A 15,884-nucleotide genomic window follows, 5' to 3' on the forward strand; every position below is an offset into this window, starting at 1 on the left:
CGGCCGGTTACCACCGCCTCATACGCCCCGGGAACGCGCCTTGAACGCGGCCTTCCGGGCCTCCTTGGCGGCCTTCTTGTCGGGGTGCAGCCGCCCCATCGCCTCCAGCACGTGGGCCGTCGCCGGGTGCTCCACCCGCCAGGCCTGCTCGAAGAACCCGGCGTGATGGGCGGTCAGCGATTCGATCAGGAGGGGCAGCTCCGCCTCGGCGCCCTCCCCGCCCTCGGCTCCCCCGCCGCTCCCGCCGCCCGTGGCGAGCTGCGCCGCGATCGTGTCGACCGTCAGCCAGAACACCATCTCCTCGTCCGGCGCCGGTACGTCGGCCACCCCGCGCTCGGCCAGCCAGACCCGGGCCAGCCCGCCGAGTTCCGCGTCGTCCAGCACCGCGCGGACGGCCGGCTCGGCCTCCGCCCCGGCCGGCGCGAGGGCCTGCTGGCAGCGCAGCCGGCGCAGCGGACCGCCCGCGTCGGCGCCGCGCGCCGCGGCGAGCAGTTCCGCGGCGGCCTCGGGTACGGGGCGGCCGGCCAGCCACTGTTCGATCTCGGCCTGGGCGGCGGCCTCGGAGAAGTGGGAGACCACGTCGAGCAGTACGTCCGCGCCCTTGTCGGCCAGTTCACCGACGGCCGGGGCCTCGACACCCGCCTCCAGCATGCGCGCCCGGATCCCGTAGAGCCCGAGCGGGGTCAGCCGGACCAGCCCGTACCGGGAGACGTCCTCCTCATCGGGGGCGGTGGCGCCCGCGAGGAGCTCCTCGTCCTCGGCCTCCGCCATCAACTCCTCGTCCACGGGGCGGAACTCGACCAGCCCGATCGGCTCCAGCTGCCGGAACTGGTCGTCCAGGCGCATCATCGCGTCCGAGACCTGCTCCAGTACGGCGTCGGTGGGATCGCCCATGTCGTCCGGCACCACCATCGAGGCGGCGAGCACCGGCAGCGGCACCGGGCCGTCGGCCGTGCCGCCTTCGGCGACGGTGAGCAGGTAGAGATTGGCGAGGACCCCGTCGAGGAAGTCGGCCTCGCGGCGCGGGTTCCAGTCGAGCTGGTCGAAGTCGATCTCGCCGCCCGCGTCGAGGGCGTCGACGAGGTCGTCCAGGGCGGGCACCGCCGCGTCCGCGAGCACGGTGTCCAGGGCGGCCAGCCACAGGTCGAGCACGTCGCCGGGGGTTCCGCCGGTCACCAGCGCCAGGTCCTCGCCGGGCTCGGCGGTGCCGAACTCCCCCTCTTCCCCGTCCGCTTCCGCGGCCCCGGAGCCGTCCTCGTCCGGTTCGGTGACGTCGACGAGGCCGGTGTCGACGGCCACCCGCCAGGCCTGGCTCGCGTGGGCGGCGGAGTCCTCGTCGGCGGGGTCGAGGCCCAGCAGGGCCACGGCCTCGGGCAGTTGCCCGGGAACGAGCTCGCCACCGGTGTCCACGCGGGTGTCCGGGCCGGCCCAGCGGGCGAGGCGCACGGCGCGGGCGAACAGCGGGGCGGCCAGGGCGTCGCGGGCCAGTTCCGCGTCGGGGAGCAGCCGTACCGGCGGCAGCGTGGGGTGCGCGTGTGCGGACATGGGGCGGTTCTCCTCGCGGGCACGGGGGTGTTCGCGTACGGGGTGTTCGCGTACGGGGTCTTCCGGTACCGGGTCTTCGGGTACCGGGTCTTCGGGTACGGGATGCGGGTCTACGGCGCCCCAGAGTAGACGCATTTCGGGCGGCCCCGGCGGCACCTCCCCTTTGGTTCATCCCACAGTCAACCTCTGTCTTCCCTGTAGGGCTTGACAACTTTGCCGGCCACGAAGGAAATTGACGCGCGTAGATATCTGCTTCCTCCTCCACACACCGGAGTTCCCGCCCATGCGCTCCTCGCATCCCCGTTCCGCCGCCGTCGCGGCCCTCGTCGCCACCGCGCTGGCCACCGGCCTGCTCGCGGGCACCGCCGACGCGGCCGAAGGCGCCGCGTCCGCCGATCCGATACGCATCCACGACATCCAGGGCACCACCCGGATATCCCCGCTGGTCGGCAAGCAGGTCGCCGGTGTCGCGGGCGTCGTCACGGGCGTTCGCACGTACGGTTCGCGCGGCTTCTGGATCCAGGACCCGGACACCGACGACGACGACGCCACCAGCGAGGGCGTGTTCGTCTTCACCAGCTCGGTCCCGACCGTCGCCGTCGGCGATGCCGTCACCGTCTCCGGTCTCGTCGGCGAGTACGTCCCCGGCGGCGTCTCCTCCGGCAACCAGTCGGTCACCCAGATCTCCAAGCCCGTCGTGACCGTGGTCTCCTCCGGCAACGCCGTCCCCGAGGCCACCGCCGTCAACGAGTACTCGGTCCCCTGCGCGTACGCCCCGGAGGGCGACCCGGCCGCCGCCGGCAGCGTCAACGGCCTGACCCTGGAGCCCTCGCGCTACGCCCTGGACTACTACGAGTCCCTGGAGGGCATGAACATCGCGATCGGCACCTCGCGCGTGGTCGGCGCCACCGACCCGTACGCGGAGCTGTGGGTGACGGTGAAGGGCTGGGAGAACAACACCAAGCGCGGTGGCACGCTCTACGGCTCGTACGAGTCCCAGAACACCGGCCGCCTCCAGATCCAGCAGCTCGCGCCCCGCGCGCAGCAGCCGTTCCCGGTGGCCAACGTCGGCGACAAGCTGACCGGCCGCACCGAAGGCCCGCTGGACTTCAACCAGTTCGGTGGCTACACCCTGGCGGCCCGCACCCTCGGCACGGTCACGGCGGGCACCCTCGCGCCGGAGAAGACCAAGCCGCAGGCCGAGAAGGAACTCGCGGTGGCCACGTACAACGTCGAGAACCTCGACCCGTCCGACCCGCAGGAGAAGTTCGACAACCTGGCGAAGGCCGTCGTCGAGAACCTCGCCTCCCCCGACATCCTCGCCCTGGAGGAGATCCAGGACGACAACGGCGCCAAGAACGACGGCACGGTCTCGGCCGCGGCCACCCTGACGAAGTTCACCGCGGCCATCGCGGCCGCGGGCGGCCCGGCCTACCAGTGGGCGACCATCGACCCGGAGGACAAGAAGGACGGCGGCGAGCCCGGCGGCAACATCCGCCAGGTGTTCCTCTACAACCCGGCGCGGGTCTCCTTCACCGAGCGCGCCCCGGGCGACGCCGTGACGGCGACCGGTGTGGTCCAGGAGAACGGCAAGGCCGCCCTGACCCACTCCCCGGGCCGGATCGACCCGGCGAACCCGGCGTGGGTGGACAGCCGCAAGCCGCTGGCCGGCGAGTTCGTCTTCCGCGGCAGGACCGTCTTCGTGATCGCCAACCACTTCGGCTCGAAGGGCGGCGACCAGGGCCTGACCTCCTCGATCCAACCGCCGGTGCGCTCCTCCGAGGCCAAGCGGCTGCTGCAGGCGCAGGCCGTGAACGGCTTCGTGAAGGACATCCTGGCGGTCGAGAAGAAGGCCGCGGTCCTCGTGGTCGGCGACATCAACGACTTCGAGTTCTCGGACACGACGAAGGCGCTGGAGGACGGCGGGGCGCTGTACGCGGCGATCAAGTCGCTGCCGAAGCCGGAGCGTTACTCGTACGTCTACCAGGGCAACTCGCAGGTCCTCGACCAGATCCTGACGAGCCCGGGCATCAAGCAGTTCAGCTACGACAGCGTCCACATCAACGCGGAGTTCGCGGACCAGAACAGCGACCACGACCCGCAGGTCGTGCGCTTCCGCCCGTAGCGACGGCGCCGAAGGGGCCGGGCCGCACCGCCGCCCGGCCCCTTTGGCATGATCCCGGCATGATCTTCCGCACCGCAAGGCGTCAGGACCTGCCCGCCGTACTCGCCCTGCTGGCTCAGGACGACGACCCGGCCGGGGCCGGTACTCCCGCCTCCGAACCGGTATCCGAGCCGGTCTCCGATCCGGTATCCGAGGCCCACGAGCTGGCCTTCGCCGCGATCGAGGCGGACCCGCGCAACGAGGTGCTGGTCCTGGAGGAGGACGGGGTCCTCCTCGGCTGCCTGCAGCTGACGTACGTCCCGGGTCTCGGCCAGGGCGGGCGGGAGCGGGCCCTCGTGGAGGCCGTACGGATCCGCACGGACCGGCGGGGCGGCGGGCTCGGGGCCCGCCTGATGGAGCTGGCCGCGGACCGGGCCCGCGAGCGCGGCTGCGGCCTGATGCAGCTCACCAGCAACAAGCGGCGCACCGCCGCGCACCGCTTCTACGAGCGGCTGGGCTACGCCCGGAGCCACGAGGGCTTCAAGCTGCCGCTGGCCTGACCGGGCCGTCGGGACCGGCGGAGCCAAGGAAGGGACCTTTGGCCCTGGCGTGACGCTCAGCACATCCCTACCCATTCGGGCGGTTCTGGTGTTGAGTGTCCCCACGCCCGATCTTGTACCGCACTCCAGCACTCCTTTGGAGGACCGCGTGTTCCCCTCCATCTCCCTCGCTCAGGAAATCGGCATCGCCGTCCTGCTCGTGGCCGCCGCCGTCTGGCTGATCGGCCTCGGCCACATGCTGTGGGACAGCCGTTTCCACCACCCGGAGCCAGGCACCTTCGAAGGTCTCGCGGTCATCCCGGCCCAGCGCGGCATCTCCGTCCACCCGATGGAGTCGGTGGAACTGACCGAGGCGGAGCAGCAGGCCTTCGCCGGCCTGGTCCGCACGATCCCCCTGCGCTGACGCCGCCGCGCGGAGCCACGTAGGCGAGCCTCCTCCCCCGCTCGGGGCGGGAGGGCGCTCACCACGCACGGTGCCCTCCCACCCCGACGGGGTGGGAGGGCACCGGTACGACGGGACCGGGATCGGTCAGTTGTGGCTGTGGAGGACCTCGTTCAGGCCGCCCCAGGCCGCCTTGTACGGGCGGGCCTCGACGGCGCCGGAGACCGAGTTGCGGCGGAAGAGGATGTTGTTGGCGCCCGAGAGCTCCAGCGCCTTGACGATCTGGCCGTCCGGCAGGGTGACGCGGGTGCCCGCGGTCACGTACAGGCCCGCCTCGACGACGCACTCGTCGCCCAGCGCGATGCCGACGCCCGCCTCGGCGCCGATCAGGGTGCGCTCGCCGATCGAGATGATCTGCTTGCCGCCGCCCGACAGGGTGCCCATGGTGGACGCGCCGCCGCCGATGTCGGAGCCGTCGCCGACCACGACGCCCGCGGAGATCCGGCCCTCGACCATGGAGGTGCCCAGGGTGCCGGCGTTGAAGTTGACGAAGCCCTCGTGCATGACGGTGGTGCCCTCGGCGAGGTGCGCACCGAGGCGGACCCGGTCCGCGTCGGCGATGCGCACGCCCTTGGGGGCGACGTAGTCCGTCATCCGCGGGAACTTGTCGATCGAGGTGACCTGGAGGTGCAGGCCCTCGGCGCGGGCGTTCAGGCGGACCGTCTCGACCTGGTCGATCGCGACCGGGCCCAGCGAGGTCCAGGCGACGTTGGCCAGCAGGCCGAAGACGCCGTCCAGGTTCTGGCCGTGCGGCTTGACCAGGCGGTGGCTGAGCAGGTGCAGGCGCAGGTACGCGTCGTGCGCGTCCAGCGGCTTGTCCTCCAGGGAGGCGATCACGGTGCGGACGGCTACGACCTCGACGCCGCGGACCGCGTCCTGGCGGATCGCCTTGGGCGCGGTGGCCCCCAGCAGCTCCACGGCCTGCTCGGCGGTGAGGCGCTCGGTGCCGGCCGGGCCGGGCTCGGCGACCAGCTGGGGGGCGGGGAACCAGGTGTCGAGGACGGTGCCGTCGGCGGTGATGGTGGCAAGTCCGGCGGCGACGGCGCCGGTGGTACGCGTAGCAGTCATGCCCGAAACCTAACCGGCGACGGCCCGCGGTCGCGAACCGGTCTCATGTGCCGGGCGCTCGCGTCGCCGCGTCCCGCGCGAGCCCATGACCAGGACGGTCCCGCCCGCGGCTGCGCCGAGTACCGCGCACAGCGGCCACAGCAGGCCCGGCGCGGCGTCGTACAGGGCTCCGCCGAGGGGCGCGGCGAGGACGACACCGCTGACGGATACGCCCGCGTAGAGGCTCTGGAACCGGCCGATGGCGTGCTCGGGCGACTCGTCCGCGACGTAGGCCGTGGCGGTGGTCTTGTAGAGGATCTCGCCGAGGGTGAGCAGCAGCATCATCGCGACGGCGGTCAGGATGCCCACTCCGAGCGCCAGCATCGCGTAGCCGCCGCCCACCAGCACGAGTCCGGTGCCGATGATGTGCAGCGGGGAGCGCCGGCGCAGGGCGAGGGTGGCGGGGATCTCCAGGAGCATGATCACACCGCCGTTGACCGCGAGGAGCAGTCCGTAGGCACGGGTGTCCAGTCCGTGGTCGGCGAGGACGACGGGGAAGGTCGTGTAGTGCTGCCGGTAGACGATGTCGATGACGACGATCGCGCCGAGCAGGACGAGTACGGCGGGCCGCGCGCGCAGTTCCCGCCACAGGCCCCCGCGGCCCAGACCCCCGTCCGGGGCCGCGGGAGGCGCTGCGACGGCCCTGGCCGGTACGACCCGGGCGATCCAGAGGGCGAAGAGCATGGTGCCCAGCCCGTCCGCGACGAAGAGCCAGTCGTACGAGAGCCACGTCGCGATGAGGGCCCCGATCGGTGAGCCCACCGCGAAGCCGGCGTTGGACATGAAGCGGGTGAGCGCGAAGGCCTGGCGCCGGGAGCCTTCCGGCACGGTGACGGCGACCAGCGCGGAGTTGGCGGCGCGGACCACCCCGGAGGCGTACTGCGCGAGCGGCAGGACGAGGAGCAGCAGGCCGGTGGAGACCACCGGCAGGGCGACCAGGGCGACCCCGCCGAGCGCGGAGGCGGTGAGCAGCACCCGGCGGTGGCCGAAGCGGTCGCCGTACCAGCCGCCGGTGAAGTTCCCGGCGACCAGTCCGACGCCGCCGATGCCGACGATCAGGCCCGCCTGGGCGGCGCCCAGGCCGCGCGGGCCGGTCAGGTAGAGGAAGACGAAGACGAAGGTGAAGCTGACGACGGCGTTGACGAGGATCCCCGCAGCCAGCAGCCACACGACCCTCGGTACGTCCTTGAATCCCTGCAGCACACTCTTGTCCCCCGCGTTCCCGATGCTTCCACCAGTGAGTTCCCTTTGGGAACTAACCATGTCAGCATGGCAGCCTCGGGTCAACGGACAAAGGAGTGCCCATGGCCCAGCGCACGCACCTCGACGACGCGGACTGCTCCATCGCCCAGGCCCTCGACGTCGTGGGCGACTGGTGGACGCTGCTGATCGTGCGCGACGCGGCCCGCGGCGTGCACCGCTTCGACGAGTTCCAGCGCGAACTGGGCATGTCCCGCAAGGTCCTGACGGAACGGCTGAAGCTGCTGGTCGAGGCGGGAGTGCTGGCCCGCGAGCCCTACCAGGAGCGCCCGGTGCGCCACGCGTACCGGCTGACCCCGCGCGGCCGCGGGCTGCTGCCGGTCCTGGTCGCCCTCCAGGACTGGGGGGACACCTGGATCCTGGGAGAGGGAGAGATGACGGCGACTACGGACGAAGCCTCGCGCGAGGCGGTACGGGTCCACGCGCTGCGCGGCACCCGGCTGCCGGAGCTGGCGCTGCCGGACCGTTTCGGCGAGCTCCGCGACCCGGTGGCGGACACCCCGTTCACCGTCCTGTACTGCTTCCCGGGCGCGTTCGCCCGGCCCGAGTCCTACCCGCCGGGGTGGGCCGGGATCCCCGGGGCGCGGGGGTGCACCCTCGAATCGTGCACCTACCGGGACCGGCTCGGGGAGTTCGCGGAGGCGGGCGCGACGGTGCACGGGGTGTCGACCCAGCGGCCGGACGAGCAGCGGGAGTTCGCGGAGGCCGAAGGGCTCCGCTTCCCGCTCCTCTCCGACGCGGAACTGGGGCTCGTGACGGCGCTGCGGCTGCCGACCTTCCGGGCGGGGGGCACGAGCCGGCTGAAGCGCCTGACGCTGGTCGTGGACCGCGACCGGACCGTCCGCGAGGTGTTCTACCCGGTCCGGGACATCGAGGCGAGCGTGGCCGCCGCCCTCGCGGCGATCCGCGGGGCATAGCCCCCTGCCGCCGTCAGGCCCGCAGCACCCGCCGCAGGATCTCGCGGGCGTACGCCTCGTCGTACTCCGCCCCCGTCAGCAGCACCTGCAGGCTGATCCCGTCCATCACCGCCACCAGCGCCCGCGCCGTCGCCGGGTCCACCCGGCCGGACAGGGCCGCGGAGACGGCCTCGCACCATTCGGCCGCCACGGGGCGCAGCACCGGGCGGCGCAGGGCGGCCAGGTAGAGCTCGTACTCCAGCTCCGCCCGCGCCCGGTCCGCGCCCAGGAACCCGCCCAGCAGGACGGCCAGGGCGCCCGCCAGGTCCGCGCCCGGATCGGCCAGCGCCGTGGAGTCCGCCACCGCCCGGGCGAAGCCCTCGTTGGCCTGCCTCAGCGCCGCGACCAGCAGGTCGTCCAGGCTCTTGAAGTGGTACGTCGTGGAGCCGAGCGGTACGTCGGCCTCCGCGGCCACGCTGCGGTGACTGAGCCCCGCGATGCCCCGGGCGCCCACCACCCGGATCGCCGCGTCGATGATCCGGCCCCGCCGGTCCGGGTCGTAGCGGCGCACCGAGCCGGCCATCAGCGGGCGGCTCCCGTCACGGCGGCGGCGGGCGGCTGACAAGGCATGCGTACGACAGTACACAGGGAGCAGGCAGGGAATACGCAGGGAGTGCGCAGGGCCGGCGCCACCACCGGCGTCAGTGCGCCGTCCCCCCGAGGTTCAGCAGCACGACCCCGGCGATCACCAGCGCGATCCCGCCGATCTTCGCGGCCGTCGCCGCCTCCCCCATGAAGATCATGCCGATCGCGGCGATCGCCGCCGTGCCCACGCCCGCCCAGATCGCGTACGCCGTCCCGACCGACATCGACTTCAGCGTCTGCGCGAGCAGCGTGAAGGCGATGACGTAGCCCACCAGCGTGATCAGCGAGGGCCACAGCTTCGTGAAGCCCTCGCTGAACTTCATGGCGGTGGTTCCGGCGACCTCGGCGGCGATGGCGGCGGCGAGCAGTATGTAGGGCATGCGTACGACTGTACACATCGTTATGGACGCCCGTACATATCAGCGTGTCCCCGGGACTTCCCCGGTCCCGGCCGCTACGGTGTCCGCGCCGCGGCACCGAGGCGCGCGCACCGGGGGACGGGAGATCCGCATGGCCCAGTACGGGACGTGGCGCGGGGCACGGCGCAAGGCACGGCAAGGGGCGCAGCACGAGAGCCGGCAGCCGGCAGGGCCGTGGACCCCCTGGGGCGGCGGCTGGCTGCCCCCGCTGCCTCCCCGGCCCGGGGTGATGTTCCTGCGGCCGCTCACCCCCGGCGAGATACTCGGCGGCGCCTTCGCCGCCCTCGCCCGCTACGGGGTCCGCCTCGCCACCGCCATGCTCCTCGGCCAGCTCGGCGCCCTGCTGCTGGTCGCCGCGGCCGCCGCGGCGGCCCTCGCGCTGGACGCCCGGCCCGTCGCCGCCCTCGTACCCGCGGCGGCCCTGGCCACCCTGCTGACCTGCGCCCTGGCCTCCGCCCTGACGGGAGCCGTGCTCCGCCCGGCGGTACTCGGCCGCCCCGCCACGGCCCGTGCGCTGCTGCGCGCCGCCCGCCCCCGCTTCGCGGCGGTCCTCGGCACCCAGCTCCTGGTCCTCGGCGCCGTGGCCGGACCGGGCGCCGCCGTCCTGGCCGCCGGGCTGCCCCCGCTCCTGGCGGCGGCCACCCTGCCGGCCGCACTCGCGCTCGGGGTCCTGTTCACGCTCGCGCCCACGGTCGCCGTCCACGAGGCCCTGGGCCCGCTCGCCGCCCTGCGCCGCTCGGCCCGCCTGGTGCGCGGGGCCTGGTGGCGCACGCTCGGCCTCACCGCCCTCGCCGCCTCGCTCGCCGCCCTGGCGGCGTACGCCGTCCAGCTGCCCTTCGCCTTCGCCGGGGCGCTCAGCCTGATCCCGGCGGTGGACGGCGGCGTGGTGCACGCGATCCTCACCGCACTCGGCGGGATGGTCGCGCAGACGCTGCTGCTCTGCTTCCCGCAGCTCACCGCCGGCCTGCTCTACGCAGACCGGCGGATCCGCCGCGAGGACCTGGCGGCGGAGCTCACCGGGCAGTCGGCGCAATCAGGGGAGTTCAGTTCAGCGTGAACCAGGCCGCGCGGGACTTCTTCCACTCCGGGTGGGTGAGGTCCTTGGCCTCGGTGCCGTCCCCGTACAGGTCGGCGGAGCCGCTGTCGGTGATCAGCTGCACCCGCGCGCCCGCGACCGACAGGTCGGGAACCGCCACGATGGCCTCCCAGCCGCCGGGGTCGGTGGTCGGCAGGTCGGCGCGCTTGACCGGGGCGTGGCCCGCGATCCCGTCCCACTGGTACAGGGCGTAGGGGTCGGAGTTGTCGTCCGCGGCCCAGGAGCCGGCCAGGATCAGGTACTGGTCGGCGGCGTTCTTGCGGATGTCGCGGATCGCGAGCCCGCCGAGGTCGAGCTCGATGCCCACGCCGAAGGTGGCCTTGGTCCCGCTGGAGATCACCTTGTCGAAGTTGGTCACCGGCACGACCAGCGCCTTGCCGCCGATGACCGCCGGCGCCAGCGGGGCACGGAAGCCCAGGTAGGCGGTGGTGGTGGAACCCGGGGCGAACTCCAGGCCCTCCACGTTGAACCCGTCGATCTGCTTCGGCGCCTCACCGGCGGCCGTACCGGCGGCGAAACCGTAGCGGTTCCCGTTCGCCGTGTCCCAGGCCACCAGGTCGTCGCGGAGCTTCTTGTACGAACGCCCGTACGCGAGCTGCGCGGTGGATCCGGAGCCGCTCAGCGTGGTGGTGAACACCGTGTTGCGGGGCGCCTTGTACTCGCCGTCCTTGTTGTTGCCCAGCGAGCCCGTCCAGTAGATCGTGTTGCCGATCAGGGTCGCGCCCTCGATGTCCACCTCCTTGGTGACACCGAGCTGCGAGCTGAAGTCCCAGGTCCGGACCGGGGCCGCCGAGTTCGCGCGGTCGTACAGGCGCAGCACGTTGCTCTCGTCGTCGGCCACCACCGTGTAGCCGCCGCCCACGTCCACGGCGGCCGAGGAGTCGGAGGCGCCGGTGAAGTAGCGCGCGTCGGCCGGGTTCTGCACCGCGGCGGAAGCGGCGAAGTAGAGCGTCTTGGTGGCGGTCTTGCCGCCCAGCCCGGTCACCTTCACGGTGAGGTTGGTGTAGCCGCGGCCGCGGGCGGCGACCGCCAGCTTGCGGACCGCGCCCGTCCCGGTGACGCTCACGTCGCCGGTCCCGGCGACCGTGGCCCTGCTGGACGCCGAGGCGCTGACGGTGAGCGCGGAGACGTCCGCGCCGCTCTGCGCCACGGTCACGTTCACCGTCGGGTCTCCCGTCGCGCCGACGGCCCCGGACAGGTAGGAGGCGGACAGCGCGATGGTGGGCGTGCCGTACGTCTCCGCCTGCGCGGGCATCGTCGTGGCGGCGATCAGCAGCGCGGCGATGCCGGCGGCCCCGAGGTACGTCGTCTTCATCGTCTTCCCATGCTGCGTGTTCATCGGTGACCTCCGCGAATCGGGCCGAGCGCGAACCATCCGGACCGGGACTTCTTCCACTCCGGGTGGTCGAGGTCCTTGGCTTCGGTGCCGTCCCCGTACAGGTCGGCGGAGCCGCTGTCGGTGATCAGCTGGACGCGGGCGCCGGGGAACCGCAGGTCGGGTACGGAGACCACGGCTTCCCAGCCGCCGGGGTCGGTGGTCGGCAGGTCGGCCCGCTTGACCGGGGCGTGGCCCGGGACGCCGTCCCACTGGTAGAGGGCGTACGGGTCGGAGTTGTCGTCCGCCGCCCAGGAGCCGGCCAGGACCAGGTACTGGTCGGCGGCGTTCTTGCGGATGTCGCGGATCGCGAGCCCGCCGAGGTCCATCTCGATCGGCTCGCCGAAGACCGGCTTGGCCGCGCCGGCCACGACCTGGTCGATGTTGGTGACGGGCACGACCAGTGCCTTGCCGCCGGGCGCGGCGGGCGCCAGCGGGGCACGGAAGCCCAGGTAGGCGGTCGTGGTCGACCCCGGGGCGAACTCCAGGCCCTCCACGTTGAACCCGTCGATGCTCTTCGGGATCCGGCCGGCCGCCGTGCCCGCCGCGAAGCCGTAGCGGTTCCCGTTCGCCGTGTCCCAGGCGATCAGGTCCTCGCGCAGGCCCTTGTACGCGGAGCCGAAGACGATCTCGGTGTCGACGCCCGTCCCGGTGAGCCGGGTGGTGAAGACGGTGTTGCGCTCGGCCTTGTACTTGCCGTCCTTGCTGTTGCCGAGCGAGCCCGCCCAGTACACGGTGTCGCCGACCCGGGCGGCGGCCTCGATGTCGGCTTCCTTCTTGACGCCGAGCGCGGGGCCGAGGTCCCAGGTCTTCACGGGGGCGCCCGAGCGGGACCGGTCGTACAGGCGCAGCACGTTGGTCTCGTCGTCGGCCACCAGCGCGTAGCCGTCGCCGACGTCCACGGCGGCCGAGGAGTCGGCGGAGCCCGTGAGGTAGCGGGTGGAGAGGCCGCCGGTGCCGACCCGTGCCGAAGCGGCGTAGGAGAGGGTGGCCGTGGCCGTCCTGCCGCCGCGGCCGGTCACCCGGAGCGTCAGGTCGGTGTAGCCCTGGGCCTGCGGGCGGACGGTCAGCTCGCGGTCGCCGTGGCCGGTCCGGCCGATGTGCACGTCGCCGGGCCCGGCGACCGCCGGGTTGCTGGAGGAGAGGACCTCGACCTTGAGGAAGGCGGCGGGCATGCCCTCCTGCGCGATGTCCACGGTGACGCCCGGGTCGCCGATCGCGCCGACGGCCCCGGACAGGTGTCCGGCGGAGAGCGCGATGGTCGGTTCGGCGGCGGTTTCCTGGGCGGCGTGGGCGGGCGCGGTCAGTCCGGCGGCGAGCAGGGCGGCGGCCCCGGCGGCTCCCACGGCACCGAGGCGGCGTGCCGGCGAAAGGCGAACGGTCAACGGAGAGTCCTCTCGTGTGCGCCGTCACGTCGTGGCGGCCGTCGAGAAGATTCGGCCACCGTGGCCAACTCCCGGTGCACGCGGCCCGTCCGCCGGGAAAACACACGACCCCCGGCACGGGTGTGCCGGGGGTCGTCCGTTCACTCGGCCGTCGGACGGCCGTCGTGCGGGGTCTTGCTCGGGGCAGGCGTCGATCAGACGTTGAAGCCGAGCGCGCGAAGCTGCTCGCGGCCGTCGTCCGTGATCTTGTCCGGGCCCCACGGCGGCATCCAGACCCAGTTGATGCGCAGTTCGCTGACGATGCCGTCCGTAGCCGACTTCGCCTGGTCCTCGATGACGTCCGTCAGCGGGCAGGCCGCCGAGGTGAGGGTCATGTCGAGGGTGGCGATGTTCGCGTCGTCGACGTGGATGCCGTAGATCAGGCCCAGGTTGACGACGTCGATGCCCAGCTCGGGGTCGACCACGTCGTAGAGGGCCTCGCGGACCTCTTCCTCGGTGGCCGGCTTGATGGACGCCTCGGGCGTCGCGTTCTCGGTCATGCCGTCTTCCTCTCGGCGTCGCCCAGTGCCTGGGCGGTCGCGTCCTTCCACGCCATCCAGCTCAGCAGGGCGCACTTCACCCGGGCCGGGTACTTGGAGACGCCGGCGAACGCGACCGCGTCCTCCAGCACCTCCTCCATGGCCTCGTCGGGCTCCAGCTTGCCCTTGGACTGCATCAGCTCCAGGAAGACTTCCTGGATCTTCCGCGCCTCGCCCAGCTCCTTGCCGACGAGCAGCTCGTTCAGTATCGACGCGCTGGCCTGGCTGATGGAGCAGCCCTGGCCCTCGTACGAGATGTCCGTGAGGGTCTCGCCGTCGTACTTCACGCGCAGGGTGATCTCGTCACCGCACGTCGGATTGACGTGGTGCACCTCGGCGTCGCCGTCGCGCAGGCCACGCCCGCGCGGGTGCTTGTAGTGGTCCAGGATCAGTTCCTGGTACATGGATTCCAGCTTCACTGCGCCCTCGTCGCCTTCGTCGCTTCGTCTTATCCGAAGAAGTTCCGTACGTGCTCCAGCCCGTCGATCAGTGCGTCGACCTCGGCCGGAGTGGAGTACAGGTAGAAAGACGCTCGCGTCGTCGCCGGAATTCCGTACCGGAGGCAGACCGGGCGGGCGCAGTGGTGTCCCACGCGGACCGCGATGCCCTGCTCGTCCAGTACCTGGCCGACGTCGTGCGGGTGGATGTCACCGAGCACGAAGGAGATCGCGGCGCCGCGGTCCTCGGCCGTGGTGGGGCCGATGATGCGCAGGTCCGGGACCTCCGCGAGGCGCTTGATCGCGTACTCGGTGATCGCGTGCTCGTGCGCGGCGATCTTGTCCATGCCGATCGCGGTCAGGTAGTCCACGGCCGCGCCGAGGCCGACGGCCTGGGCGATCGGGGGCGTACCGGCCTCGAACTTGTGGGGCGCCGGGGCGTACGTCGAGGAGTGCATCGAGACGGTTTCGATCATCTCGCCACCGCCCAGGAAGGGCGGCAGGTCCTCGAGCAGCTCCTGGCGGCCCCAGAGGACGCCGATGCCGGTCGGGCCGCACATCTTGTGGCCGGTGAAGGCCACGAAGTCTGCGCCGAGCGCCTGCACGTCGAGCGGCATGTGCGGAGCGGCCTGCGAGGCGTCGATCAGCACCAGTGCGCCGACCTCCTGCGCGCGCCGGACGATCGCCTCGGTCGGGTTGACCGTGCCCATGATGTTGGAGACCAGCGTGAAGGAGACGATCTTCGTCTTCTCCGTGATGACCTCTTCGATGTTGGACAGGTCGAGCCGGCCGTCGTCGGTGAGGCCGAACCACTTCAGCTTCGCGCCGGTGCGCTGCGAGAGCAGCTGCCACGGGACGATGTTGGAGTGGTGCTCCATCTCCGTGATGGCGATCTCGGTCTCGCGGTCGACCCGGTAGGGCTCGTCCGCCCAGCCGAGCATGTTCGCGACCAGGTTGAGCGACTCCGAGGCGTTCTTGGTGAAGATCACCTCGTTGCGGCTCGGCGCGTTGATGAAGGCGGCGACCTTGTCGCGGGCGCCCTCGTACAGCGCCGTGGCCTCCTCGGCGAGCACGTGCACGCCGCGGTGGACGTTGGCGTTGTGCTGCTCGTAGTACTCGTTCAGCGCGTCGAGCACCTGGCGCGGCTTCTGCGAGGTCGCAGCGTTGTCCAGGTAAACGATCTTCTTCCCGTCGTGGACCACACGATCCAGAAGGGGGAAGTCCTTGCGGATCGCCTCGATGTCGACGAGGAGGCCAGGCAGCTGTGTCACGCGGTCGCGCCACCCTTCGTGCTGTAGGACTCGTAGCCTTCCGCCTCCAGCTTGTCGGCGAGCTCGGCGCCGCCGGACTCGACGATGCGGCCCTCGGAGAAGACGTGGACGAAGTCGGGCTTGATGTACCGGAGGATCCGCGTGTAGTGCGTGATCAGCAGGGTGCCGGTGTCGCCGGTCGAGTGGACGCGGTTGACGCCCTCGGAGACCTGGCGCAGGGCGTCTACGTCGAGGCCGGAGTCGGTCTCGTCGAGGATCGCGATCTTCGGCTTCAGGAGCTCCAGCTGCAGGATCTCGTGGCGCTTCTTCTCACCGCCGGAGAAGCCCTCGTTGACGTTGCGCTCGGCGAAGGCCGTGTCCATCTGGAGCTGCTCCATCGCGGACTTGACCTCCTTCACCCAGGTACGCAGCTTCGGCGCCTCGCCGCGGATGGCGGTGGCCGAGGTGCGCAGGAAGTTGGAGACCGAGACGCCGGGGATCTCGACCGGGTACTGCATCGCGAGGAACATGCCGGCGCGGGCGCGCTCGTCGACGGACATCTCCAGGACGTCTTCGCCGTCGAGGGTCACGGTGCCCTTGGTGATGGTGTACTTCGGGTGACCGGCCAGCGCGTACGCGAGGGTGGACTTGCCGGAGCCGTTCGGACCCATGATGGCGTGCGTCTCACCCTGCTTGATGGTGAGCTCGACGCCCTTGAGGATCTCGCGGGCGCCGTTCTCGGCCTCGACGGAGACGTGCAGGTCGTGGATTTCAAGCGTTGCCAT

General features: G+C 72.0%; 17 protein-coding genes. 6 read left to right on the plus strand and 11 right to left on the minus strand.

Annotation, left to right across the window (positions count from 1 at the left end):
- Positions 1-18 precede the first annotated feature (18 nt).
- On the minus strand, positions 19-1,545 hold the full coding sequence (locus ACODT5_RS26615) for a hypothetical protein (RefSeq protein WP_422521746.1): 1,527 nt from the start codon (positions 1,543-1,545) through the stop codon (positions 19-21).
- Here ACODT5_RS26615 and ACODT5_RS26620 point away from each other — a divergent pair.
- The 4 genes from ACODT5_RS26620 to ACODT5_RS26635 all read left to right on the plus strand — a co-directional run bounded on the left by ACODT5_RS26620 (position 1,534) and on the right by ACODT5_RS26635 (position 4,612).
- A complete protein-coding gene (locus ACODT5_RS26620; RefSeq protein ID WP_422521747.1) occupies positions 1,534-1,674 on the plus strand; it encodes a hypothetical protein in 141 nt (46 codons plus the stop codon). The two genes, ACODT5_RS26615 and ACODT5_RS26620, sit on opposite strands and share 12 nt — an antisense overlap.
- A gap of 154 nt (positions 1,675-1,828) precedes the next feature.
- Positions 1,829-3,670, plus strand: coding sequence for an endonuclease/exonuclease/phosphatase family protein (locus tag ACODT5_RS26625; protein ID WP_422525045.1), 1,842 nt, complete (start codon positions 1,829-1,831; stop codon positions 3,668-3,670).
- Positions 3,671-3,729: 59 nt separating this feature from the next.
- On the plus strand, positions 3,730-4,209 hold the full coding sequence (locus ACODT5_RS26630; RefSeq protein WP_422521748.1) for a GNAT family N-acetyltransferase: 480 nt from the start codon (positions 3,730-3,732) through the stop codon (positions 4,207-4,209).
- A gap of 148 nt (positions 4,210-4,357) precedes the next feature.
- On the plus strand, positions 4,358-4,612 hold the full coding sequence (locus ACODT5_RS26635) for a hypothetical protein (protein ID WP_422521749.1): 255 nt from the start codon (positions 4,358-4,360) through the stop codon (positions 4,610-4,612).
- A 126-nt stretch (positions 4,613-4,738) separates the two neighbouring features.
- On the opposite strand, the gene dapD is transcribed toward ACODT5_RS26635, so the two are convergent.
- Together dapD and ACODT5_RS26645 are read right to left on the minus strand one after the other, a co-directional pair.
- The gene (dapD, locus tag ACODT5_RS26640) at positions 4,739-5,719 is read right to left on the minus strand and encodes a 2,3,4,5-tetrahydropyridine-2,6-dicarboxylate N-succinyltransferase (protein ID WP_112449505.1); all 981 of its coding nucleotides are present in this window, start codon (positions 5,717-5,719) and stop codon (positions 4,739-4,741) included.
- A gap of 9 nt (positions 5,720-5,728) precedes the next feature.
- Positions 5,729-7,021, minus strand: coding sequence for an MFS transporter (locus ACODT5_RS26645; RefSeq protein ID WP_479685667.1), 1,293 nt, complete (start codon positions 7,019-7,021; stop codon positions 5,729-5,731).
- Positions 7,022-7,062: 41 nt separating this feature from the next.
- Between ACODT5_RS26645 and ACODT5_RS26650 the strand changes: the two genes are divergently transcribed.
- Positions 7,063-7,935: a winged helix-turn-helix transcriptional regulator gene (locus tag ACODT5_RS26650; RefSeq protein ID WP_422521750.1), complete on the plus strand. Its 873-nt coding sequence runs from the start codon at positions 7,063-7,065 to the stop codon at positions 7,933-7,935.
- Between the two features lie 13 nt (positions 7,936-7,948).
- Here the strand turns inward: ACODT5_RS26650 and ACODT5_RS26655 are convergent, their stop codons facing one another.
- Entirely contained in the window at positions 7,949-8,497 is a 549-nt protein-coding gene (locus ACODT5_RS26655) for a TetR/AcrR family transcriptional regulator (RefSeq protein WP_422521751.1), read from the minus strand.
- 118 nt (positions 8,498-8,615) lie between these two features.
- Positions 8,616-8,939, minus strand: coding sequence for a DMT family transporter (locus tag ACODT5_RS26660; protein ID WP_422521752.1), 324 nt, complete (start codon positions 8,937-8,939; stop codon positions 8,616-8,618).
- Between the two features lie 130 nt (positions 8,940-9,069).
- Between ACODT5_RS26660 and ACODT5_RS26665 the strand changes: the two genes are divergently transcribed.
- Complete coding sequence (locus ACODT5_RS26665; RefSeq protein ID WP_422521753.1) at positions 9,070-10,035, plus strand: hypothetical protein; 966 nt, start codon at positions 9,070-9,072, stop codon at positions 10,033-10,035.
- On the opposite strand, the gene ACODT5_RS26670 is transcribed toward ACODT5_RS26665, so the two are convergent.
- The 6 genes from ACODT5_RS26670 to sufC form a co-directional block, all read right to left on the minus strand.
- On the minus strand, positions 10,022-11,413 hold the full coding sequence (locus ACODT5_RS26670; protein WP_422521754.1) for a DUF3616 domain-containing protein: 1,392 nt from the start codon (positions 11,411-11,413) through the stop codon (positions 10,022-10,024). The genes ACODT5_RS26665 and ACODT5_RS26670 overlap by 14 nt on opposite strands.
- On the minus strand, positions 11,410-12,834 hold the full coding sequence (locus ACODT5_RS26675) for a hypothetical protein (RefSeq protein WP_422521755.1): 1,425 nt from the start codon (positions 12,832-12,834) through the stop codon (positions 11,410-11,412). Before ACODT5_RS26675 ends, ACODT5_RS26670 begins: the two co-directional genes overlap by 4 nt.
- A 194-nt stretch (positions 12,835-13,028) precedes the next feature.
- Positions 13,029-13,373, minus strand: coding sequence for a metal-sulfur cluster assembly factor (locus ACODT5_RS26680; RefSeq protein ID WP_073913993.1), 345 nt, complete (start codon positions 13,371-13,373; stop codon positions 13,029-13,031).
- Entirely contained in the window at positions 13,370-13,831 is a 462-nt protein-coding gene (sufU, locus tag ACODT5_RS26685) for a Fe-S cluster assembly sulfur transfer protein SufU (protein ID WP_422521756.1), read from the minus strand. Before sufU ends, ACODT5_RS26680 begins: the two co-directional genes overlap by 4 nt.
- Positions 13,832-13,860: 29 nt before the next feature.
- Complete coding sequence (locus ACODT5_RS26690; protein WP_422521757.1) at positions 13,861-15,120, minus strand: cysteine desulfurase; 1,260 nt, start codon at positions 15,118-15,120, stop codon at positions 13,861-13,863.
- Entirely contained in the window at positions 15,117-15,884 is a 768-nt protein-coding gene (gene sufC / locus ACODT5_RS26695) for a Fe-S cluster assembly ATPase SufC (protein WP_327307359.1), read from the minus strand. The genes ACODT5_RS26690 and sufC overlap by 4 nt, the downstream gene beginning before the upstream one ends.

Source organism: Streptomyces tatrensis, from assembly GCF_049310065.1.
In the GTDB taxonomy this organism is placed as follows: domain Bacteria; phylum Actinomycetota; class Actinomycetes; order Streptomycetales; family Streptomycetaceae; genus Streptomyces.

Bases quoted from the DNA above. Each gene is read 5' to 3' on its own strand.
- ACODT5_RS26615 (WP_422521746.1), bottom strand. From the start codon at position 1,545: ATGTCCGCACACGCGCACCCCACGCTGCCGCCGGTACGGCTGCTCCCC.
- ACODT5_RS26625 (WP_422525045.1), top strand. From the start codon at position 1,829: ATGCGCTCCTCGCATCCCCGTTCCGCCGCCGTCGCGGCCCTCGTCGCC.
- ACODT5_RS26630 (WP_422521748.1), top strand. From the start codon at position 3,730: ATGATCTTCCGCACCGCAAGGCGTCAGGACCTGCCCGCCGTACTCGCC.
- dapD (WP_112449505.1), bottom strand. From the start codon at position 5,719: ATGACTGCTACGCGTACCACCGGCGCCGTCGCCGCCGGACTTGCCACC.
- ACODT5_RS26645 (WP_479685667.1), bottom strand. From the start codon at position 7,021: ATGGTTAGTTCCCAAAGGGAACTCACTGGTGGAAGCATCGGGAACGCG.
- ACODT5_RS26650 (WP_422521750.1), top strand. From the start codon at position 7,063: ATGGCCCAGCGCACGCACCTCGACGACGCGGACTGCTCCATCGCCCAG.
- ACODT5_RS26655 (WP_422521751.1), bottom strand. From the start codon at position 8,497: ATGGCCGGCTCGGTGCGCCGCTACGACCCGGACCGGCGGGGCCGGATC.
- ACODT5_RS26660 (WP_422521752.1), bottom strand. From the start codon at position 8,939: ATGCCCTACATACTGCTCGCCGCCGCCATCGCCGCCGAGGTCGCCGGA.
- ACODT5_RS26665 (WP_422521753.1), top strand. From the start codon at position 9,070: ATGGCCCAGTACGGGACGTGGCGCGGGGCACGGCGCAAGGCACGGCAA.
- ACODT5_RS26670 (WP_422521754.1), bottom strand. From the start codon at position 11,413: ATGAACACGCAGCATGGGAAGACGATGAAGACGACGTACCTCGGGGCC.
- ACODT5_RS26680 (WP_073913993.1), bottom strand. From the start codon at position 13,373: ATGACCGAGAACGCGACGCCCGAGGCGTCCATCAAGCCGGCCACCGAG.
- sufC (WP_327307359.1), bottom strand. From the start codon at position 15,884: ATGGCAACGCTTGAAATCCACGACCTGCACGTCTCCGTCGAGGCCGAG.